Consider the following 20856-nt stretch of genomic DNA (forward strand, 5'->3'; position numbering starts at 1 on the left):
GTGGCGGTAGCGGTCACTGCTCCCGCCAGACCTCGTCCCAGATGACCCCGGCGTTGACCAGGATCGGCGGGATCTTGGTGGTGAGACCCGGACCGTGGACACCGACGGCGGCGATGTTCGCCGGCGCGAAGGCCAGACCGAACGGCGCGTAGAAGTTCTCCGCGATCAGCTCGGCGGCCTGTCGGTACAGGTCGGCCCGCTGCTGCTCGTCGAGCGTCGCCGAGGCGTCGCTCAGGAGCTGGTCCAGCGTCGGGTCGGCGACGCCGCTGTACGGGACGCCGGAGTTGAAGCGGAAGCCGACGCCGACACCGGCCGCCGGGTCCCAGGCGCCCGCGGTCTGCAGCATGGCCTGCCACTGACCACCGGTGAACTCCTGGATGACACCGGAGAGCTGGTAGTCCGCGATCTCGACGTCGATGCCGGCCTCCTGCCACTGCGTCTGCAGGGCGGTGTTGATCTGCGTCGCGACGTAGTTGCTGATCGTGCCGAGCCGGACGGTGAGGCCGCCGAGCTCCTGCACCAGCTCCTTGGCGCGGTCGAGGTCGAACTCCGGGTACCCCTCGACGGTCTCCTCGTAGAACAGACCGCCGGGGCCGGTGAAGCCCTGGCTCACGTCGTAGTTGCCACCGAAGATGCCCTCGTTGATCGCGTCGAAGTCGGTCGCCCGGTAGATCGCCTCACGGGCGCGGACGTCGTCGAACGGTGCGATCTTCGTGTTCAGCTGGACCACGTACGGGGACGTCGCCGGCTGGATGGTCACCTGCAGCTGGTCGTTGGCCTGGGCCTGCTCCAGCAGCGGGGTGGTGTTGAGGCCCTCGTAGGCCTGCGCCTGACCGGCCTGCAGCGCCTGGTAGGCCGGCTGGTCGCCACCGATCGACTGGAAGGTGAGCCGGTCCAGGTAGGGCTGGCCCTCCTTGAAGTAGCTCTCGTTGCGCTCGAGTTCGAGCGCCGAGCTGAGCTGGTTCTCGACGACCGTGAACGGACCGGCGCCGACCGGGGTGATCTTGAAGGCGTCCTCACCCTGGGCCTCGAGGGCCGCCGGGGAGGCGATCCAGTTGACGTTCGCGGCCGGGAAGGAGGCCAGGACCGCCGGGTAGGGCCGGGTGAAGGAGAGCTGGATGGTCAGCGGGTCGATCACCTGGATGCCACCCTCGGCCAGCGGCCAGGTGGGCTTGCAGGTGCAGGGGTTGGCGAGGTCGCGCTCCCAGTTGAACCGGACGGCCTCGGCGTCCAGCGGCGTGCCGTCGCTGAACTCGATGCCCTCACGCAGCTTGACGGTGAAGGTGAGCCCGTCCTCGGAGAACTCGTAGCTCTCCGCCTGGTTGCCCGTGACCTCGGCGTTGCTGCCGTCCTCGTCGGCGGTCAGCAGGAAGAGCCCGCCGAAGATCGCCTGCATCATCGCGATGTTGGAGCCACCGGTGGTGTTGGTGGCCGGGTCGAGGCCGGCCGGCCAGCTGCCGGCGAAGGCGGCGTCCTCGAGGACGGTCAGCTCGCCGCCCTGCTGCGGCTCGCCCGCCGGGGCGCCGGATCCGGAGGCGGAGCCCCCGGTGCCGCTGTCGCTTCCACCGCCGCAGGCTGTCAACGCCAGCGCTGCTGCGGTGAGGAGGGACAGGATCGTCCGTTGCTTCATGTGTAGGTGCTCCCCTTGGGGCCTCGGTGACTCTGGGGTGTGGACGGTGGAGCTGCACGCCGAGGACTCACTCGAACGGGCGGGATCGGTCGGCACGCCCCGTGATGGCGGTCACTGGCGGCCGGTCCAGGTTCGATGAGCGGGCCTCTCCTCGACCCCGCCGCTTCCCTCCCGCGGAAGACAAGTTCGTCCCTGCGGGGACCGGACCGGCCGGTCGGCGACCCGGGCCGGCCCCGGCTCGCAGCGGCCGGTTTGACAGCCTCCCACCGCGGACGGACAGTGACCCGGGACACGCCGCGCGCCGCCGTCGGTCGCTGGCCGCGCGGCCGAGCGGGAGGGTGGAGTGACGACGACGCGACCACTGGTCCCGGGGGCCGGCTCCCCCGCGGCGGGAGCGCCGTCGAGCCGGGTGCCGGTCACCGCCACGGCGGCCGGCCGGGTGCTGGCCGTCCTGGACGCGTTCGGCCCCAGCCATGCCGCGCTGACCCTCAGCGAGATCAGCCGCCGCTCCGGCCTGTCGCTCACGACCACGCACCGCCTGGTCGGCGAGCTGCGCGCCTGGGGAGCCCTGGAACGCAGCCCGGACGGGCGCTACGGGATCGGTCTGCGACTGCTGGAGCTGGGCGCCCTCGCCCCGCACGGGCTGCAGCTGCGCGAGGTCGCCGTCCCCTACGTCGACGACCTGCACCAGGCCACCCGGGCCAACGTCGTGGTGGGCGTGCGCGACGGCTCGGACGTCGTGTACGTGGAGGCCCTGCGGGCCCGCACCGCCGTGAAGCTGATGAGCCGGATCGGTGGCCGGTGGCCGCTGCACGTCACGGGCACGGGCCTGGTCCTGCTCGCGTACGCGTCGCCGGAGGTGCAGGAGGAGGTGCTCAGCGGGCCGCTGGAGCGGTTCACGCCGCAGACGGTCACCGATCCCGCGGTGCTGCGGCGCACGCTGGCGGAGGTCCGCCGCACCGGCGTGGGCATCGCGGAGAACCAGCTGACCGCGGAGGCCCCGGCACTCGCCGTCGCCGTCCCGGTGCGGGGGGCCGGTGACGAGGTCGTCGCCGCGCTCGGGGTCACCGTGGAGCGCGGCACGGTCCAGGCCCAGGCGCTGATCCCGGCGCTCAACGCGACCGCGCGGGGCATCTCCCGCGCACTGGGCGCGCCGTCGGCCCAGCCACCTCGCCGCCGGACCTGAGGGGTGGCTCCGGCGCCGGGACGGGCCCCGGAGCCACCCCTGTCACGGCAGGGTCAGCGGGTGGGCTCCATGCCCAGCCACTGCCAGGCGTTGTCCCACAGGATCTGCTGGAGGGTCTCCTCGGGCAGGCCCATCGACTTCAGCGTCCGGGCGGCGGGGTCCTCCCGCAGCATGGCCGGGAAGTCCGACCCGACGAGCAGACGGTCGGCGCCGAGCGTGTCGATCAGGTAGGTCAGCGCCCGCCGGTCGAAGACCATCGAGTCGTACCAGAAGCGCCGCGCGAACTCGAACGGCGAGGGGCCGTCATCGGGCATGACCGCGCGCTCGGGGTCCACCGGCTCCTCGTTCCACGAGCCGCCCCAGAAGTACTGGTGGCGCGGGATCATCAGCGGGAAGCCGCCGGCCGCGTGGCTGAACGAGATCCGCAGGTCGGGGCAGGCCGCCGCGGTGCCGCCGGTGACCATGGAGCCGGCCGCGAAGGCGCCCTCGACGCCGACGACGTAGGTCCCCATCGCCGACATCGGCAGCCGCTCGGTGGGCGAGGGCATGGCGTGCACGAAGACCGACAGGCCCAGGCGCTCGACCTCCTGGAAGAACGGCAGGAACTTCTCGTGCCCGATCGAGGAGCCCACGACGTTGGAGGCGATCTCCACGCCCCGGAGCCCCTGGTCCTTGATGGCCTGCAGCTCCTTGGTGGCCACCTCGGGGTCCTGCATCGGCACCATGCCGAGGGCGATCAGCCGGGTCGGGTCGAACTGGGCCAGGGTGGCGCTGAACTCGTTGACGTGCCGGGCCAGCGACAGGCCGTCGTCGACCGGCAGGTCGTACTTCAGCAGCGGCGGCATCGGGCTGAGCACCTCGACGTCGACGCCGGAGGCGTCCTGGGCCTCGATGCGGCGCTCGGCGTCGAAGAAGACGTCCTTGGCCTTGAACGTCATGGGCCCGAACAGCAGGGTGCGGGCGGACTCGCCGTCCACCGCCTCCATGCGCGGGAAGCACTCGGGCGCGTCGGCCGGGTAGTCGTACGGCAGCAGGTGGGCGTGGGTGTCGACGAGCATGCGGAAGGCCTCCGGGATCAGTGGTGGGGGTGGACGGACACGTGGACGGCGGCCTCGCCCGGCACGTCGCCGGCGAGGACCTCGATGGCGTGTGCGGTGTCGTCCAGGCCGAACGTGTGCGTGTGCATCCGCTCGAGCGGGAAGCGGCGGGACTCGATGAGCGCGATCGCCTCGGCCATGGCCTTGGCGTCGACGCCGAACGCCCCCTGCACCGTGAGGGCGCGGTTGATGATCACGTCGGTGCGGATCGGGATCTCGCGGTCGCCCTTGATGCCGGCGAGCACCACCCGGCCGCCGTGCTTCGTGGCCAGCAGCGCGTCGCTGACCGGCCCGGCGGCCATCGGGGTGAGCTCGAGGGTCACGTCGACCCCGCGGCCGTCGGTGATCTCGCGGACGCGCTCGACGACGTCCACGGCGTCGTCGCCGTCGACGACGAGGGTGTGGTCGGCACCGAACTCGCGGGCCAGCGCCAGCTTGTGCGCGTCGGCCTCCAGGCCGGTGATCAGCACGGTGCCGGCCCCGGCCGACTTGGCGGCGATGACCGCGGCGATGCCGCGCTGTCCGGCGCCGAGCACCAGGACGGTGTCGCCGAGCCGGACCTGGCCGTAGTGCAGTGCCCACCGGACGCCGGCGCCCATGCCGTTGTACATCGCCGCGACCTCGGCCGGCAGCGTCTTGTCGATCTTGTGCACCACCGCGCCCGGCGCGAGGTACATGTACTCGGCGAACCCGCCCCACAGGGCCGGCGCGACCTCGACGGGGGTCACCCCGTGACCCCCGACCCGGTTGCGGCAGGCCTGGTAGTTGCCGGTCAGGCAGTCGAAGCAGTTCCGGCAGGGGATGACCACCTCCATGGCCACCCGGTCACCGGGCTGCACGCCCCAGCGCTTGGCCGCGTTCTCCCCCACCTCCTCGATGATGCCCATCGGCTCGTGCCCGGGGATGAACGCGGGCATGCCCTGCCGCAGGTGGCCCTTGTAGAACTCGACGTCGCTGCCGCACAGGCCGTTGGCCTCGACCCGGATCAGCCCGTCGTCGGCACCGGTCGCCGGCCGGGGGAACTCCTGGATCTCGATCTTCCGCGGCCCCACCTGGACCGCGGCACGCACCATCTCGCTCACTACGGACCTCTTCTCGTCTCGAGCCGGGGACGGCGCGTGCCGCCCGCCCGGCCGTGGGCGGCGTGACGCCGATCGCGCACCGCCCCTGTGCCCCCGGTCACGCTAGGTCGCCCGGTGCAGGGCCACCACGCGCCTTCCGTCCGGCGGACGGGCCCGCGGGGTCGGCCGCGGGTGGGAGCCGGCGCGGCCCGGGCACGCCACGGCCCCGCGGTCCCGGACGAGCCGGGACCGCGGGGCCGCGGGTGGAGAGGTCAGCCCTGCTCGCGCCAGACCTCGTCCCAGATGACGCCGGTGTTGACCAGGATCGGCGGGATCATGGTGGTCAGACCGGGACCGTGCACCCCCTGGGCGGCGAGGTTGGCCGGTGCGAAGGCCAGACCGAACGGCGCGTAGAAGTTCTCCGCGATGTGCTGCGACGCCTGCTCGTAGAGGTCGGCGCGCTGGTCCTCGTCCAGGGTGCCGGCCGCGTCGGTCAGCAGCTGGTCGAGCTCCGGGTCGGAGATGCCGCTGAACGGCGACGTGGACGCGAAGCGGAACGCCACGCCGACACCGGCGGCCGGGTCCCAGGCGCCGGCGGTCTGCAGCATCGCCTGCCAGGTGCCACCGGTGAACTCCTGGATGAGGGTGGACAGCTGGTAGTCCTCGATCGTCACGTCGATGCCCGCCTCCTGCCACTGGGTCTGCAGCGCCGTGTTGACCTGGGTGGCCACGTAGGCGCCGAGCGTGCCCAGCTTCACCTGCAGGCCGCCGAGCTCCTCGACGAGCTGCCGCGCCCGCTCCGGGTCGTACTCCGGGTAGCCCTCGACGTCCTCCATGTAGAAGAGCCCGCCCGGCCCGGTGAAGGACTGGCTGACCGGGTACTCGCCGCCGAACAGGCCCTCGGCGATGGCGTCGAAGTCGGTCGCCGCGTAGATGGCCTCACGGGCCCGCGGGTCGTCGAACGGCGCCGCCCGGGTGTTGAGCTGGATGACGTAGGGCGACGTCGCCGGCTGCACGGTCACCTGCAGCTGGTCGTTGGACTGGGCCTGCTCCAGCAGCGGGGTGGTGCTCAGGCCCTCGTAGGCCTGCGCCTGACCGGCCTGCAGCGCCTGGTAGGCCGGCTGGTCGCCACCGATCGACTGGAAGGTGAGCCGGTCCAGGTAGGGCAGGCCCTCCTCGAAGTAGTTCTCGTTGCGCTCGAGCACCAGCGTGGAGCTGAGCTGGTTCTCGACGACCGTGAACGGACCGGCGCCGACCGGGGTGATCTTGAACGACTCCTCGCCCTGCTGCTGCAGCGCGGTCGGCGAGGCGATCCAGTTGACGTTGCTGGCCGGGAACGACGCCAGCACCGAGGCGTTCGGTGCGGTGAAGTTGAGCCGGATCGTCAGCGGGTCGAGCACCTCGATGGCCGGGTCGGCCAGCTGCCAGGTCGGCTTGCAGGTGCAGGGCGAGGCCAGGGCCCGCTCCCAGTTGAACCGCACCGCCTCGGCGTCCATCGGGGTGCCGTCGGAGAACTGGATGCCGTCGCGCAGCGTGACGGTGAAGCTCAGGCCGTCCTCGGCGATCTCGAAGCTCTCGGCCTGGTTGGGCTCGATGCGGGCGTTGGAGCCGTCGTCGTCGGCCCGGAGGAGGAACAGCCCGCCGAAGATGGCTTGCTGCATGGAGATGTTCGCCCCGCCGGTGGTGTTGGTCGCCGGGTCGAGGCCGGTGGGCCAGCTGCCGGCGAAGGCGGCGTCCTCGAGCACCGTCACCTCACCGCCGCGCTGCGGTTCCCCCGCGTCGGTCTGAGCGGCTCCGGTACCGCTGTCTCCTCCGTCGTCGCCGCCGCCGCAGGCCGTGAGGGCCAGGGCGGTGGCGAGGAGGAGGGACGGGATCGTCCTCTTCGTCATGTGGGTGCTCCCCTTGCTGGGATCGCGGGATCGGCCTGCGCGTGATGCAGGTCACTGCGCGCGTCAACGTCCACCGGCGGGCGCGACCATCGTGAGATGTCTTCCGCCTCACGGGAGACAAGTTCGCTGCCGGCGCGCTGACCTGGGGCTTCGTCCATAACGGTTCGATCGCGACGGGCTCTCCGGCGGCTCCCCACCGTGGCAGGCTCGCGCGGTGGAGTTCGCCGACGTCGTCCGCCGCCGCCGCATGGTCCGGGACTACGACCCCGACCGGCCGGTGCCTCCGGAGGTGCGGGAGCGCCTGCTGGAGCACGCCGTCCGCGCGCCGTCGGCCGGCTTCACCCAGGGGTGGGCGTTCCTCGTGCTCGAGTCCCCCGAGGAGCGCGAGCGGTTCTGGACGGCGACCGCCCCGGCCCGGCCGGCAGGGGCGCCCGACGCCTGGCTGACCCGGATGCGCCGGGCGCCCCTGCTGGTGGTGCCGATGTCGGACGAGTCGGCGTACCTGGCCCGCTATGCCGAGCCCGACAAGGGCTGGACCGACCGCGACCGGGCCCGCTGGCCGGTCCCCTACTGGGACGTCGACACCGGCATGGCGGCGCTGCTGGTGCTGCTGACCGCGGTCGACGAGGGGCTGGGCGCCTGCTTCTTCGGCGTCCCCGGGGACCGGGTCGACGCGTTCCGGGCGGCGTTCGGCGTGCCGGAGGCCTACCGGCCGGTGGGCTGCGTCTCCGTCGGTTATCCGGGCCCCGGGGACCGGCGCTCACCGTCGCTGCGACGGGGCCGGCGGCCGCTGGACGAGACCGTGCACCGCGGCCGCTGGTGAGTGGTTGACTCCTCCCCCGTGCCCTCCGAGAACTCCCGCGCCGTCCTGGTCACCGGCGGCTCCCGCGGCATCGGCCGCGCGATCGCGCAGGCCTTCGCCGCCCGTGGCGACCGCGTCGCCGTCCACTGGGGCAGCTCCCGGGAGCGCGCCGAGCAGGTGCTGGCCGAGCTCCCCGGCGTCGGGCACCTGCTGGTGCAGGCCGACCTGGGCGACCCGGACGCGGTGGCGCGGATGGTCGACGAGGCGGCGGCGGGCCTGGACGGGCTGCAGGTGCTGGTCAACAACGCGGGGGTCTTCACCGCGCACCCGCCGCTGCGCACCTCCTACGCCGAGTGGCAGGCCGCCTGGTCCCGGACGCTGGCGGTCAACCTGATCGGTGCCGCCAACGCCACCTTCCGGGCGGTGCCGCACCTGGTCGCGGCCGGCGGCGGTGCGGTCGTCAACGTCTCCAGCCGGGGCGCGTTCCGGGGCGAGCCGGACAACCCGGCGTACGGGGCGTCCAAGGCCGGGCTCAACGCCTTCGGGCAGTCGATGGCGCTCGCACTGGCGCCGCACGGCATCTCGGTCGGCACGGTCGCGCCCGGCTTCGTCCAGACGGAGATGGCCCGCGAGGTGCTCGACGGCCCGGGTGGGGACGCCGTCCGGGCGCAGTCGCCCTACGGCCGGGTCGCCCGCCCGGAGGAGGTGGCCTCGGCGGTGCTGTGGCTGGCGTCGGCGGAGGCGCGGTTCTCCACCGGCACCATCATCGACGTCAACGGGGCGTCCTACCTACGGCAGTGACATGGCGGTCCTACCGGACCGCGACGTCACAGGCTGCGCAGCCAGTTGCTGAGCAGCTGGGCTCCGGCGTCCCCGCTCTTCTCGGGGTGGAACTGGGTCGCCGACAGCGCGCCGTTCTCGACCCCGGCCACGAACCGGTCGCCGTGCTCGGCCCAGGTGACCACCGGCGGCTTCAGCGGGGAGGGCGTGCCGTCGCTGCCGAGCGGGAAGTCCCGCACGCCGTAGGAGTGCACGAAGTAGAAGCGCTGGTCCTCGAGCCCGTCGAACAGCACGCTGCTCTCGGGCACCTGCACGGTGTTCCAGCCCATGTGCGGCAGGACCGGGGCGTCCAGCGGCTCGACGACGCCGGGCCACTCGCCGCAGCCCTCGGCGTCGTGGCCGTGCTCCACTCCCCGCTCGAAGAGGATCTGCATGCCCACGCAGACGCCGAGCACCGGCCGCCCGCCGGCCAGCCGCCGGCCGATCACCCGCGGACCGTCGACGGCGCGCAGCCCGTCCATGCACGCGGCGAACGCGCCGACCCCGGGGACGACGAGCCCGTCGGCCTCCAGGGCCTCCTGCGGGTCGGCGGTCACCGTGACGTCGGCACCGACGCGGGCCAGCGCCCGCTCGGCCGAGCGCAGGTTGCCCGAGCCGTAGTCGAGGACCGCCACCTTCTTCACGCCTGCCACGCTACCGACCAGCGCGGGGCGGCCTGCGTCTGTTCCCGCCGGCCGGCCCCGTCCACGGCTCTACAGCCGGAGGATGGCCGAGGCGGTGGCCAGCAGGGCCGCGACCAGCAGGACGACGGCGAAGAACACCTGCGGACCGGTGCGGCCCTCGGTGTCGGAGTCGGCCTTCCAGATGCTCCAGGCACCCCCGAGCAGGAAACCGCCCAGCACCAGCAGCAGGACCTCGAACGTCATGCGGGGAGTGCCACGGCGGCTACAGCGCGCCCTTCGTGGAGGGGACGTCGGTGATGCGGGGGTCGAGGGCGACGGCGGCGCGCAGGGCGCGGGCCAGCGCCTTGAACTGGCCCTCGACGATGTGGTGGGCGTCGCGGCCGGCGTAGAGGACCCGGACGTGCAGGCTGATCCGCGCGTTGAACGCGAAGGACTCCAGCACGTGCTTGGTCAGGCTGGTCGGGTAGTCCGGCCCGATCATCGGCGTCATGTCCGCCGGCTCGGCGTGCACGAAGTACGGCCGGCCGGAGAGGTCGACCGCCGCCTGGGCGAGCACCTCGTCCATGGGGATGGTGGCGTCGCCGTAGCGGGTGATGCCGCGCTTGTCCCCCAGCGCCTGCGCGAAGGCCTGGCCCAGGGCGATCGCGACGTCCTCGACGGTGTGGTGGGCGTCGATGTGCAGGTCGCCGTCGGCCCGCACGGTCAGGTCGATGCCGCTGTGCCGGGACAGCGCCGTGAGCATGTGGTCGTAGAAGCCGACCCCGGTGCTGATCGAGCTCGTGCCGGTGCCGTCGAGGTCGAGCTCGACGACGAGCTTGGTCTCACTGGTCTCCCGCTCGACCCGTGCGGTGCGCGTCATGTGGCTCATCCTCCCTCAGTGGTGCGGTGCTCCGGCGCGACCTCACCCAACGCGGTGAGGAAGGCCTCGGTCTCCTCCGTGGTGCCCGCGGTGACCCGCAGCCAGCCGGGCAGCCCGACGTCGCGGACCAGCACGTCGTGCTCCAGCAGGGCCCGCCAGGCGGCCGGGGCGTCGGCGAAGCGACCGAAGAGGACGAAGTTCGCGTCGCTGGGCACGCTGGTCAGCCCCAGGCCCGGCAGTGCGGCGACGATGCGGTCGCGCTCGGCCCGGACCGCGTCGACGGTGGCCAGCAGCGCGTCGGTGTGCGCCAGCGCCGTCCGCGCGGCCGCCTGGGTCAGCGAGCTCAGGTGGTAGGGCAGCCGGACCAGCTGCAGGGCGTCGACGACGGCGGGGTCGGCGGCCAGGTAGCCCAGCCGGAGTCCGGCCATGCCGAAGGCCTTGCTCATCGTGCGGCTGACGACCAGCCGCGGGCGGCCGGGCAGCAGGGTGAGGGCCGAGGCGGTGCCCGCCCGGGCGAACTCGGCGTAGGCCTCGTCGACGACGACCACCCCGCTGGTCGCGTCGTAGAGCTCGCAGACGGTGTCGAGCGGCACCGCGGTGCCGGTCGGGTTGTTGGGGCTGGTCACGAAGACGACGTCGGGCGCGACCTCGCGGACCTGGGCCGCGGCGGCGGCCGGGTCGATGCCGAAGTCGGGACGGCGGTGCCCGTCGACCCACGCGGTGCCTGTGCCCGCGGCGATGATCGGGTGCATCGAGTAGGACGGCGTGAAGCCCAGCGCCGTGCGGCCGGACCCGCCGAAGGTCTGCAGGACCTGCTGGAGGACCTCGTTGCTGCCGTTGGCCGCCCACACCTGTTCCCGGGCGATCGTCGCGCCGCCGGTCCGGCCCAGGTAGGCCGCCAGGTCGCTGCGCAGCTCGAGGGCGTCCCGGTCGGGGTAGCGGTTGAGCTCCCGCGCCGCCGTGGCCAGCGCCGCGCCGAGGTCGGCGAGCAGCGCCGGCGGCAGCGGGTGCGGGTTCTCGTTGGTGTTGAGCCGGTAACGGGCCGGCAGCTGCGGTGCGCCGTAGGGCGAGCGGCCGCGCAGCTCCGGCCGCAGCGGGAGGTCGTCGAGCGACGTCATGCGCGCTGCCGGGCCCGGACGGCGGCGGCGTGCGCCGGCAGGTCCTCGGATCCGGCGAGGGCGTCGATGTGCGCGGCGGCCCCGGCGAGGGCCTGCTCGTCGTACTCGACGACGTGGATGCCGCGCAGGAACGACTGCACCGACAGGCCGCTGGAGTGCCGGGCGCAGCCGCCGGTCGGCAGCACGTGGTTGGAGCCGGCCAGGTAGTCGCCGAGGGACACCGGCGACCAGGCGCCGACGAAGACCGCGCCGGCGTTGCGCACCCGCAGGGCGACCGCCCGCGGGTCGCGGGTCTGGATCTCCAGGTGCTCGGCGGCGTACGCGTCGACCACCCGGAGCCCGGCGTCGAGGTCGTCGACCAGGACGACGCCGGACTGGCTGCCGTCCAGCGCGGTGGTGATCCGGTCGGAGTGCTTGGTCGCCGCCACCTGGCCGGGGACGAGCGCCAGGACGGCGTCGGCCAGCTGCTCGCTCGTCGTCACCAGCACCGCACCGGCCAGCGGGTCGTGCTCGGCCTGGCTGATCAGGTCGGCGGCCACGTGCACGGGGTCGGCGGTGTCGTCGGCGAGGATCGCCACTTCGGTGGGGCCGGCCTCGGAGTCGATCCCGATCAGACCGCGCAGCAGCCGCTTGGCCGCCGTCACGTAGACGTTGCCCGGGCCGGTGACCATGTCCACCGGCTCGCAGCTGCCCGCGCCGTAGCCGAACACGGCGATCGCCTGGGCGCCGCCCACGGCGTACACCTCGGTGATGCCCAGCAGGGCACAGGCGGCGAGGACGCCGGGGTCGGGCAGCCCGCCGTTGTCGCGCTGCGGCGGGGAGGCGACCGCGATCGACTCCACGCCGGCGAGCTGGGCCGGGACGACGTTCATCACGACGCTGGACAGCAGCGGAGCCAGGCCGCCCGGGACGTAGAGGCCCACCCGGCGCACCGGCAGCCAGCGCTCGGTGACCGTGCCGCCGGGGACGACCTGGGTGGTGACGTCGGTGCGGCGCTGGTCGGCGTGCACCCGGCGGACGCGGGCGATCGCCTCCTCGAGCGCCGCCCGGACGGCGGGGTCGATCCCGGCCAGCGCGGCCTCGATCGCCTGCGGCGGGACGGCGGGGTCCTCGAGGTCCACGCCGTCGAGGCGCGCGGTGATCTCACGGACGGCCTGGGCGCCGCGCAGCCGCACGTCCTCGCACAGCGGACGCACCGTGGCCAGCACCGAGTCGATGTCGGTCGCGGCACGGGGCAGCAGGCCGGCGAGCTCACGCACTCCCGGCAGGGCCGATCCACGCAGGTCGATGCGGGCGAGCACGGGCGGACCTCCGGAGCGGGATCGGGAACACCCCAGGGTAGCCGCCGCCCTCAGGGCCCCCGGCGTCCTCCCGGTCGCCGGGCCGGAGCCCCGCCGTAGGCTCCGCAGACGTGGGCGACCTGATCCCGCTCTTCCCGCTGGGGACCCCGCTGTTCCCCGGGGTGGTCCTCCCCCTGCAGGTCTTCGAGCCGCGGTACCGGCGGCTGGTCCGGGACCTGCTGGCCGTGCCAGAGGGCCGGCCGCGCTCCTTCGGCGTGGTCGCCATCCGGCAGGGCTGGGAGGTCGAGCAGGTCGCCCCGGCAGAGGCGCTCTACGACGTCGGCTGCACGGCCCGTGTGCAGGGCATCCGCCCCCAGCCCGACGGCGGGTTCCGGCTGGTGACGGTCGGGGGCGACCGCTTCCGGCTGCTCGACCTGGTGGTCGCCGAGGACCCGCCCTACCTGCGCGCCGAGGTCGAGTGGCTGGCCGACGAGGAGGCCGCCGAGGAGGCCGCCGGCGACCAGGACGAGCTCGGCCCGCCCGAGGGGGCCGAGCACCCCGCCGTTCTGGACGACCTGGTGTCCGACGTCGCCCGCGGGTCGATGGAGGTGCTGGTCCGGGGCGTCGGTGAGCTGTTCACCCGGTACGTGGTCGCCGTCGCCGGGTTGACCGGCGAGGGGCCCGATCTCGAGGGGGTCGGTGCCGGTGGGCTGCTCACCTCGGTGTCGGGCAACCCCCGGGCGCTGTCCTACCTGGTGGCCTCGGCGGCGCTGCTGACCACCGAGGACCGGCAGGCGCTGCTGGCCGAGTCCGCCACCCGGCGCCGGCTGCGCGCCGAGTCGCGGCTGCTGCGCCGCGAGCTGACCCTGCTGGAGACGGTCGGGGCGGTACCGGCCCCGCTGCAGCGGTTCGCCGGCCCCCGCAGCGTCAACTAGCCACGCGTGGCGCCCTGGCGGGGCGCGGCACCGAGGGGCACCGGGCCGTAGGCCGGCGGCGGGGTGCCGTTGGCAGGGGGCGGGCCGTCGACCGGGGGTACCGGCGCCGCCGGCGCCGGGTCGGGACGGTCGAGGTCCTCCGCGGCGGCGAACAGCGTGGCCACGACGTAGACGAGGACGGCGGCGAACGGGCCGACGGCGAGGGCGGCCATGGACCCCAGCGACAGCCCCGTGGTCACCCGCGCGCCGACGTCGGTCAGCTGCCCCTGGGTGGGACCAGGGCCGAGGAGCTCGCCGAGCTGCCAGGCGACCAGGGCGGCGAGCAGCGTGCCCGCGGCCAGGCCGAGCAGCGTGCCCACGCCGCGCCGGCGCCGCAGCCGCCAGGCGACCAGCCCGGCCAGCAGGCCCAGGCCGGTCAGCACGAGGGTGAAGACGCCGTCGTCGGCGACGAGCAGCTCGGCCGGGGGCCGGCCGACCACCACGGGGCCGTCCGCGGTCACCTCGAACCGGGCTCTCGGTGCCAGCGCCCACCACAGCAGCCCGGCGGGGACGCCGGTGACCAGGAGCAGCCCGGCCAGCAGCAGGGAGCCCCGCAGATCGGCCCGCAGCTCCGCGGCGCCGGGCCACCGGCGACCGCCGGCCCGGGCGGTCGGCGGAGGCCCGGCGGGGCCGGGGACGGGTGCGCTGTCCACGACCCGAGTCAACCCCGGGCCGCGGTCGGGCTGTTCCCGGACCGCGGCCCGGCCGTCGGCGCCGGCGTCACAGGAGCGCGACGCTGGTGGGGCCCAGCAGCGCCTTGATGTCGCCCATGAGCGCGGTGCTCGGCCGGACCCGCAGCCCCTGGTCGAGGCGGAGCACGGTCTCCCGGCTGCCGTTGACCAGCTTGAGCTGGACCTCGGTGGTGCCGGGGTGGCTGCCGAGCACCTCGCGCAGCCGTTCGACGACCGGCGGGGTGCAGCGCGCCGCCGGCATCGAGACGAGGACCGGACCGCGGGGGCCCTCGGTCAGCTCGGGGACGCTCACCTCGGAGCCGAACAGCGAGGGCTGGTCGTCCCGCCGGCTGATGCGGCCCTTGATGACCACGATCTGGTCCCGGACGATCTTGTCCGACACCTGGGCCCAGGTCTTGGGGAAGAACAGCACCTCGATGCCGGACTCGAGGTCCTCCAGCGTGGCGATCGCCCACGGCGCGCCCTGCTTGTTGGTCCGCGGGGAGACCGCCGTGAGGATGCCGGCGATGGTCACGTTCGCGCCGTCCTCCACCCCGCCGGCGTTGATCTCGGCGATGGGGGTGTCGGCGTGCGAGGTGAGCACGTGCTCCACGCCGTGCAGCGGGTGGTCGGAGACGTACAGCCCGAGCATGTCGCGCTCGAACACCAGCCGCTCGCTCTTGGACCAGTCCGCCGTCGGGATGGTGATGTCCAGAGCACTGCCGAAGGGGTCGTCCTCGGCCGGGCCGTCGCCGAAGCTGCCGAACAGGTCGAACTGCCCCTCGGCCTCCTTGCGCTTGAGCCCCATCGCGGAGTCGACGGCCTGGGCGTGGATGGCCACGATGCCCTGCCGCGAGTGGCCCATCGAGTCGAACGCGCCGGCCTTGGCCAGCGACTCGATCACCTTCTTGTTGCAGGCGACCGTGTCGATCTTGCGCATGAAGTCGGCGAAGTCCTTGAACGGGCCCTTCTCCTCGCGGGCCCGGACGATCGAGTCGACGACGTTGACCCCGACGTTGCGGACCGAGGCCATGCCGAAACGGATGTCGGTGCCGACGGCGGTGAAGTCCCAGGAGGACTCGTTGACGTCGGGCGGCAGCACCTTGATGCCCATCCGGCGGCACTCGGCCAGGTAGATGGGCCGGCGGTCCTTGTCGTCGCCGACGCTGGTGAGCAGCCCGGCCATGTACTCGGCCGGGTAGTTGGCCTTGAGGTAGGCGGTCCAGTACGAGATGAGCCCGTAGGCCGCCGAGTGCGCCTTGTTGAAGGCGTAGTCGGCGAACGGGACGAGGATGTCCCAGAGCGTCTTGACCGCCGCGGCGGAGAAGCCGTTGGCCTTCATGCCGGCCTCGAACCCGACGTACTCGGCGTCCAGGACCGACTTCTTCTTCTTGCCCATCGCGCGGCGCAGCAGGTCGGCCTTGCCGAGGGAGTACCCGGCGACCTTCTGCGCGATCGCCATGACCTGCTCCTGGTAGACGATGAGGCCGTAGGTCTGGCCGAGGATCTCGTCGAGGGGCTCGGCCAGCTCGGGGTGGATCGGCGTGATCTCCTGCTGCCCGTTCTTGCGCAGCGCGTAGTTGGTGTGCGAGTTCGCGCCCATCGGTCCCGGCCGGTAGAGGGCGCCGACGGCCGAGATGTCCTCGAAGTTGTCGGGGCGCATGAGGCGCAGCAGCGACCGCATCGGCCCGCCGTCGAACTGGAAGACACCGAGGGTGTCGCCCCGGCCCAGGAGCTCGTAGGTGGCCTTGTCGGTGAGGTCCTTGCTGAGCTCGTCGAGGTCGATCGGCTCCTTGCCGTTCAGCACGATGTTGCGCAGCGCGTCGTCCAGGACGGTGAGGTTGCGCAGCCCGAGGAAGTCCATCTTGAGCAGGCCGAGCGTCTCGCAGGTCGGGTAGTCGAACTGCGTGATGACGGCGCCGTCGGACTCGCGCCGCATGATCGGGATGCTGTCGATGAGCGGGTAGCGGCCGATGATGACCCCGGCCGCGTGCACGCCCCACTGGCGCTTGAGCCCCTCGAGCTTGCGGGCCTGGTCGACGACCTCGGCCGCACCCGGGTCGGACTCGTAGCGGGCGCGGAACTCCGAGGCCTCCTTGTAGCGGTCGTGCTTGGGGTCGAAGATCCCCGACAGCGGGATGTCCTTGCCCATGACCCCCGGCGGCATGAGCTTGGTCAGCTCGTCGCCCACCGAGTAGGGCCGGTCGAGCACGCGGGCGGCGTCCTTGATCGCGGCCTTGGCCTTGATCGTCCCGTAGGTGACGATCTGGCTGACCCGCTCCTCGCCGTACTTCTCCGACACGTAGCGGATGACCTCGCCGCGCCGGCGGTCGTCGAAGTCGATGTCGACGTCGGGCATGGAGACGCGCTCGGGGTTCAGGAACCGCTCGAAGATCAGCCCGTGGGCCAGCGGGTCGAGGTCGGTGATGCCCATCGCGTAGGCGGCCAGCGAGCCGGCGGCCGAGCCACGGCCGGGACCGACCCGGATGCCCTGGTCCTTGGCCCAGTTGATGAAGTCGGCGACCACGAGGAAGTACCCCGGGAAGCCCATCTGGGTGATGATCCCGACCTCGTAGTCGGCCTGCTTGCGCACGTGGTCGGGGATGCCGTTCGGCCAGCGCTTGTGCAGGCCGCGCTCGACCTCCTTGACGAACCAGGAGGTCTCGTCCTCCCCCGGCGGCAGGGGGAAGCGCGGCATGAGGTCGGCGCCCTCGGTGAACGACACCTCGCACTGCTCGGCGACGAGCAGGGTGTTGTCGCAGGCCTCGGGCATCTCGGCGAACAGCGACCGCATCTCCGCGGCGCTCTTGAGGTAGTAGCCGTCGCCGTTGAACTTGAAGCGGTTGGTCTCGTTGAGCCGCGACCCGGTCTGGATGCACAGGAGCGCGTCGTGGGCCTGCGCGTCCTCCTTGTGCGTGTAGTGCAGGTCGTTGGTGCCCAGCAGCGGGATGCCGAGGTCCTGGGCGATCTCCAGCAGCGCCGGGCGGGTCTTCTTCTCGATGGACAGCCCGTGGTCCATCACCTCGGCGTAGAAGTTGTCCTTGCCGAAGATGTCCTGGAAGTCCGCCGCCGCCTGGCGGGCCCGGTCGACCTTGCCGGCGCGCAGCCACATGTTGACCTCGCCCGACGGGCACCCGGTCGTGGCGATCAGGCCGGTGCCGTACTTCTCCAGCAGGTCGCGGTCGAACCGCGGCTTGCGGTACTGGCCCTCCAGGCTGGCCAGCGAGGAGATGCGGAAGAGGTTGTGCATCCCCTCGGTGGTGCGGGCGAGCAGCGTCATGTGCGTGTACGCGGCCTTGCCCCGGTTGCTCCCGCCCTCGCCGTCCTCGTCGATGAGGTTGTCGCCGAAGTCGAAGGGCGCGCGGTCGAACCGGGAGCCGGGCGTGTAGTAGCCCTCCATCCCGATGATCGGCTTCACACCGGCCCCGGTGGCCTGCTTGTAGAAGTCGTAGGCGCCGAACACGTTGCCGTGGTCGGTCATCGCCAGCGCCGGCATCCCCTGCTCGGCGGCGGCCTTGGTGACCTCCGGCAGCTTGGCCGCACCGTCGAGCATCGAGTACTCGGTGTGGACGTGCAGGTGCACGAACGAGTCGGACGGGGTGCTGCTGCTCACGGGTGTGCGTGCTCCTCACAGGTCGTGCGTGCCCGGCCGTCGAGGTCCGCGGCGGGCGACCGGCGGGGAAGACCGGCGGTGCGGGTGCGCGGCCGGTGTCCCGGCGGGCCGGCACACTGATCCTCGCACTGAGGAGGGTCTACTCCGAGGGTCTGACACGACGTGTCTCGCAACGGCCGGACCGCTCCGTCACACCGGCCCCTGCTCCGCCGGCGGCAGCGTTCGGCGCATCGTCACGTGCACGATGCCGGCCTCCACGTACTCCTCCCCCACGGCGGCGTAGCCGGCCCGCTCGTAGAACCCCCGGGCGCCCACCTGCGCGTGCAGCTCCACCTCGGCCAGCCCCAGCGCGGCCGCCTGGCGGTGCAGCTCGGTGAGCACCGCCGCACCGTGCCCGCGCCCACGGACACCGGCGTCCACCGCCATCCGGCCCACCACCGCCCGGCCGTCGCGCACCAGCAGCCGCCCCGTCGCGACCACCCGGCCGTCGTCGTCGCGGCTGAGGGCGTGCACGGCGGCGGCGTCCGCGGCGTCCCGCTCGATCTCCGGGGGGACGCCCTGCTCCTCGACGAACACGCGGGTCCGCAGCGCGGCCACCTCGTGCCAGTCGGCAGGCCCGGCCACCACGGCGCGCGGCCGGCTCACCGGGCCCCCGCCGGCAGCGCGCTGGCCGGGACCAGCAGGAAGCGCAGGTCGATGAGCACGTGCAGCAGGACCGGCAGCAGCAGCGACCCGGTGTCCAGGTACAGGCCGGCCAGGACGCCGCCGAGCACGCCGGTGGTGACCACTCCGGCCACGCCCTGGTAGGCGTGCGCCAGCCCGAAGGCGGCGGCCGCGACGAGCACCAGGAGCGGCTCCGGCAGACCGCCGGCCAGCGCCGCGGCGACGGCGAGGAAGAACCCGCGGTAGAGCCACTCCTCGCACACCCCGGCGGTGACGCCGACCAGGGTGAACAGCCGCCGCTCGCCCGGCGTCCGCGGCAGCAGCGCCAGCGTGGCGTGCACCGGCGGCTCGGAGTGCCGTCCCTCCCCCGGCCGGCGGCGCACCGTCGCCGCCGCCTCGGCCAGCGCCCCGGAGCGCAGCGCCCGGGTGGAGAGGACGACGAAGGCGAGCACCAGGACGGCGGCCGCACCCGCGACCGGCCCCGGCCAGGCCTGCGGCCACCGCAGGCCCACGCCCGCGGCGCCGACGTCCGGGGAGGACAGCCAGACGGCGAGGGTCAGCACGGCCAGGCCCCACTCCAGGACCAGCAGCCGCCGGTAGAAGGACCGCCGCGCGCCGCCGTCGGTGCGCAGCCGGCCCTCGAAGCGGCGGTGCAGGACGTGCCCGACCACCGGCTCCCCGAGCACCAGGTACCCGGCGACCACCACCGCCGCCAGCGCCGCGGGGCCGAAGTCGGCGAGCGAGCCGGGCAGCTCCTGCACCGCCGGGCCTCAGGCCTCGGCGCGCAGGATGTCGAGCGCGCCGGCCAGGTCGGGCGGGTACGGGCTGGTGAACTCCATCCAGCGCCCGTCGGCGGGGTGCGGGATGCCCAGCCGCACGGCGTGCAGCCACTGCCGGGAGACGCCCAGCCGGGCGGCCAGCGTCGGGTCGGCGCCGTACGTGGCGTCGCCGACGCAGGGGTGGCGCAGCGCGGAGAAGTGCACCCGGATCTGGTGGGTGCGACCGGTCTCCAGCGCGATGTCGACCAGGCTGGCGGCCGCGAACGCCTCGATGACCTGGTAGTGGGTGACCGACGGGCGGCCGCCCTGGACGACGGCGAAGCGCCAGTCGTGCTTGGGGTGCCGGTCGATCGGCGCGTCGATGGTGCCGCGGGACGGGTCGGGGTGGCCCTGCACCAGGGCGTTGTAGCCCTTCTCGACCGTGCGCTCCTTGAACGCCGCCTTGAGCGCGGTGTAGGCCCGCTCGCTCTTGGCCACGACCATGAGGCCGGTCGTGGCGGCGTCCAGCCGGTGCACGACGCCCTGCCGCTCGGCGGCGCCGGAGGTGGAGATGCGGTAGCCGGCCGCCGCGAGCCCCCCGATGACGGTCGGGCCCGCCCAGCCGGGGCTGGGGTGGGCGGCCACGCCGACCGGCTTGTCGACGACCACGAGGTCGTCGTCGTCGTGGACGACGGTCAGCCCGGCGACCGGCTGCGGTGCCACCGGCTCCCCGGGCGGGGCCGGCAGCTCGACCTCCAGCCAGCTGCCGCCGGTCACGCGGTCGCCCTTGCCGCGGGCCCGCCCGTCGATGAGCACAGCGCCACCGTCGGCGAGGTCGGCGGCGGCGGTGCGGGAGAGCCCGAAGAGCCGGGACAGCGCCTGGTCGACGCGCTGCCCCTCCAGCCCGTCGGGCACCGGGAGCGCCCGGTGCTGGCCCGCGGAGCTGCTCACGGCGCCCATTGTGACCGGTGGCGACGGCCGCCCGGCGCACCGCCGCCCGCGCCGTCAGTCGGAGGCCGCTCCGCGGTCGCGCACGGCCCGGGTGCCCGACGCGCGCGTGCCGTCGAACTCGATGCCCCGCAGCGCCAGCACCACGCCGAGGACGCCGCCGCAGACGATCGCGGAGTCGGCCACGTTGAAGATCGGGTAGACCTCGCCGTCCGGCGCGAACACCGAGACGAAGTCGACCACGCCTCCGCGGAGGAAGCCGGGGTCGCGGAACACCCGGTCGATCAGGTTGCCGACGGCCCCGCCGAGCACCAGCCCGAGGGTCACCGCCCAGGCCGTGGAGAACAGCCGGCGCGCGGTGCGCACGATGACCACCGCGACGACCGCGGCGATCAGCGTGAAGACGACGGTGAAGCCCTCGGCGAAGGAGAAGGCCGCGCCGGTGTTGCGGGCGTGGGTGAGGTACACCGCCCCGCCGAGCAGCCGGATGTTCTCGCCCCGCTCGATGGTGGCGACGACGAGCAGCTTGGTGCCGAGGTCGAGCAGCAGCACCACGGCCGCCAGCAGGAGCAGCAGGCGGGTGCGGGGGCGCCCGGGCGACTCCGGGGCCGCGTCGACCGCGCCGTCCTGGGGGTCGGTCGTCTCGGACAGGAGGGCTCCTCGGTCGGCGCGGGCTGGAGCTGGCGGGGCGGGTCGCCGCCGTCCGTCGACGATAGCCGCGGGGCCGTCCGGGGCGCTGACACCTCGGTCGACCGGCCGCAACTCGGGCGCGACGTGATCCATCTCATGACGGAGTGCGACCGATCTCACCTCGCCGGGTCACATGTTCCGGCGCGATTGGGCC

The 20856-nt window shown here is 73.6% G+C and carries 19 protein-coding genes; 4 read left to right on the forward strand and 15 right to left on the reverse strand.

All coding sequences use genetic code 11. The annotated features are described in order from the left end of the window. Positions 1 to 13 precede the first annotated feature (13 nt). Entirely contained in the window at positions 14 to 1630 is a 1617-nt protein-coding gene (locus GCU56_RS11845) for an ABC transporter substrate-binding protein (protein WP_163481910.1), read from the reverse strand. A 343-nt stretch (positions 1631 to 1973) separates the two neighbouring features. Here GCU56_RS11845 and GCU56_RS11850 point away from each other — a divergent pair, with 343 nt between their 5' ends. After that, entirely contained in the window at positions 1974 to 2816 is an 843-nt protein-coding gene (locus GCU56_RS11850) for an IclR family transcriptional regulator (protein ID WP_345771794.1), read from the forward strand. 53 nt (positions 2817 to 2869) lie between these two features. Here the strand turns inward: GCU56_RS11850 and GCU56_RS11855 are convergent, their stop codons facing one another. From GCU56_RS11855 to GCU56_RS11865, 3 genes are all read right to left on the reverse strand, one after another. Beyond that, complete coding sequence (locus GCU56_RS11855) at positions 2870 to 3874, reverse strand: amidohydrolase family protein (RefSeq protein WP_163481911.1); 1005 nt, start codon at positions 3872 to 3874, stop codon at positions 2870 to 2872. 17 nt (positions 3875 to 3891) lie between these two features. Beyond that, the gene (locus tag GCU56_RS11860) at positions 3892 to 4986 is read right to left on the reverse strand and encodes a zinc-dependent alcohol dehydrogenase (RefSeq protein WP_204331969.1); all 1095 of its coding nucleotides are present in this window, start codon (positions 4984 to 4986) and stop codon (positions 3892 to 3894) included. Positions 4987 to 5246: 260 nt separating this feature from the next. Continuing rightward, the gene (locus GCU56_RS11865; protein ID WP_163481913.1) at positions 5247 to 6863 is read right to left on the reverse strand and encodes an ABC transporter substrate-binding protein; all 1617 of its coding nucleotides are present in this window, start codon (positions 6861 to 6863) and stop codon (positions 5247 to 5249) included. A 214-nt stretch (positions 6864 to 7077) separates the two neighbouring features. Between GCU56_RS11865 and GCU56_RS11870 the strand changes: the two genes are divergently transcribed. Further along, complete coding sequence (locus GCU56_RS11870; protein ID WP_163481914.1) at positions 7078 to 7686, forward strand: nitroreductase family protein; 609 nt, start codon at positions 7078 to 7080, stop codon at positions 7684 to 7686. 18 nt (positions 7687 to 7704) lie between these two features. Continuing rightward, positions 7705 to 8466, forward strand: a complete 762-nt coding sequence (locus GCU56_RS11875) for an SDR family oxidoreductase (RefSeq protein WP_163481915.1) — start codon at positions 7705 to 7707, stop codon at positions 8464 to 8466. A 26-nt stretch (positions 8467 to 8492) separates the two neighbouring features. Here the strand turns inward: GCU56_RS11875 and hisH are convergent, their stop codons facing one another. The 5 genes from hisH to hisD form a co-directional block, all read right to left on the reverse strand. Beyond that, a complete protein-coding gene (gene hisH, locus GCU56_RS11880) occupies positions 8493 to 9128 on the reverse strand; it encodes an imidazole glycerol phosphate synthase subunit HisH (protein WP_163481916.1) in 636 nt (211 codons plus the stop codon). A 69-nt stretch (positions 9129 to 9197) separates the two neighbouring features. Continuing rightward, complete coding sequence (locus tag GCU56_RS23455; RefSeq protein WP_204331895.1) at positions 9198 to 9371, reverse strand: hypothetical protein; 174 nt, start codon at positions 9369 to 9371, stop codon at positions 9198 to 9200. 19 nt (positions 9372 to 9390) lie between these two features. Next, entirely contained in the window at positions 9391 to 9987 is a 597-nt protein-coding gene (gene hisB, locus GCU56_RS11885) for an imidazoleglycerol-phosphate dehydratase HisB (RefSeq protein WP_163481917.1), read from the reverse strand. A 5-nt stretch (positions 9988 to 9992) separates the two neighbouring features. Beyond that, a complete protein-coding gene (locus GCU56_RS11890; protein ID WP_163481918.1) occupies positions 9993 to 11105 on the reverse strand; it encodes a histidinol-phosphate transaminase in 1113 nt (370 codons plus the stop codon). Then, positions 11102 to 12406, reverse strand: a complete 1305-nt coding sequence (gene hisD, locus GCU56_RS11895) for a histidinol dehydrogenase (protein WP_163481919.1) — start codon at positions 12404 to 12406, stop codon at positions 11102 to 11104. The genes GCU56_RS11890 and hisD overlap by 4 nt, the downstream gene beginning before the upstream one ends. Positions 12407 to 12516: 110 nt before the next feature. Between hisD and GCU56_RS11900 the strand changes: the two genes are divergently transcribed. After that, on the forward strand, positions 12517 to 13320 hold the full coding sequence (locus GCU56_RS11900; RefSeq protein ID WP_163481920.1) for an LON peptidase substrate-binding domain-containing protein: 804 nt from the start codon (positions 12517 to 12519) through the stop codon (positions 13318 to 13320). Here GCU56_RS11900 and GCU56_RS11905 read toward each other — a convergent pair. The 6 genes from GCU56_RS11905 to lspA all read right to left on the reverse strand — a co-directional run bounded on the left by GCU56_RS11905 (position 13317) and on the right by lspA (position 20795). Next, entirely contained in the window at positions 13317 to 14012 is a 696-nt protein-coding gene (locus GCU56_RS11905; RefSeq protein ID WP_163481921.1) for a hypothetical protein, read from the reverse strand. The genes GCU56_RS11900 and GCU56_RS11905 overlap by 4 nt on opposite strands. 67 nt (positions 14013 to 14079) lie before the next feature. Then, positions 14080 to 17643 (reverse strand): DNA polymerase III subunit alpha, encoded by a 3564-nt coding sequence (dnaE, locus tag GCU56_RS11910; protein WP_345771795.1) that lies wholly within the window; start codon positions 17641 to 17643, stop codon positions 14080 to 14082. Between the two features lie 189 nt (positions 17644 to 17832). Continuing rightward, positions 17833 to 18288 carry a GNAT family N-acetyltransferase gene (locus tag GCU56_RS11915; RefSeq protein WP_163481922.1) on the reverse strand — a complete coding sequence of 152 codons (456 nt, stop codon included), beginning with the start codon at positions 18286 to 18288 and terminating at the stop codon, positions 17833 to 17835. After that, entirely contained in the window at positions 18285 to 19067 is a 783-nt protein-coding gene (locus tag GCU56_RS11920) for a CPBP family glutamic-type intramembrane protease (RefSeq protein WP_163481923.1), read from the reverse strand. Before GCU56_RS11920 ends, GCU56_RS11915 begins: the two co-directional genes overlap by 4 nt. Positions 19068 to 19076: 9 nt before the next feature. Next, complete coding sequence (locus tag GCU56_RS11925) at positions 19077 to 20024, reverse strand: RluA family pseudouridine synthase (RefSeq protein WP_163481924.1); 948 nt, start codon at positions 20022 to 20024, stop codon at positions 19077 to 19079. Between the two features lie 45 nt (positions 20025 to 20069). Continuing rightward, complete coding sequence (gene lspA / locus GCU56_RS11930; RefSeq protein ID WP_440588742.1) at positions 20070 to 20795, reverse strand: signal peptidase II; 726 nt, start codon at positions 20793 to 20795, stop codon at positions 20070 to 20072. Between the last annotated feature and the right edge of the window lie 61 nt (positions 20796 to 20856).

Source organism: Geodermatophilus sabuli (genome assembly GCF_010686765.1).
Lineage (GTDB): Bacteria > Actinomycetota > Actinomycetes > Mycobacteriales > Geodermatophilaceae > Geodermatophilus > Geodermatophilus sabuli_A.

What these genes read in the sequence shown, in the direction of transcription:
- lspA (WP_440588742.1), bottom strand. Translation starts at nt 20,795, where the DNA reads ATGGATCACGTCGCGCCCGAGTTGCGGCCGGTCGACCGAGGTGTCAGC.
- GCU56_RS11860 (WP_204331969.1), bottom strand. Translation starts at nt 4,986, where the DNA reads ATGGTGCGTGCCGCGGTCCAGGTGGGGCCGCGGAAGATCGAGATCCAG.
- GCU56_RS23455 (WP_204331895.1), bottom strand. Translation starts at nt 9,371, where the DNA reads ATGACGTTCGAGGTCCTGCTGCTGGTGCTGGGCGGTTTCCTGCTCGGG.
- hisB (WP_163481917.1), bottom strand. Translation starts at nt 9,987, where the DNA reads ATGACGCGCACCGCACGGGTCGAGCGGGAGACCAGTGAGACCAAGCTC.
- GCU56_RS11865 (WP_163481913.1), bottom strand. Translation starts at nt 6,863, where the DNA reads ATGACGAAGAGGACGATCCCGTCCCTCCTCCTCGCCACCGCCCTGGCC.
- GCU56_RS11855 (WP_163481911.1), bottom strand. Translation starts at nt 3,874, where the DNA reads ATGCTCGTCGACACCCACGCCCACCTGCTGCCGTACGACTACCCGGCC.
- GCU56_RS11925 (WP_163481924.1), bottom strand. Translation starts at nt 20,024, where the DNA reads ATGGGCGCCGTGAGCAGCTCCGCGGGCCAGCACCGGGCGCTCCCGGTG.
- GCU56_RS11845 (WP_163481910.1), bottom strand. Translation starts at nt 1,630, where the DNA reads ATGAAGCAACGGACGATCCTGTCCCTCCTCACCGCAGCAGCGCTGGCG.
- GCU56_RS11890 (WP_163481918.1), bottom strand. Translation starts at nt 11,105, where the DNA reads ATGACGTCGCTCGACGACCTCCCGCTGCGGCCGGAGCTGCGCGGCCGC.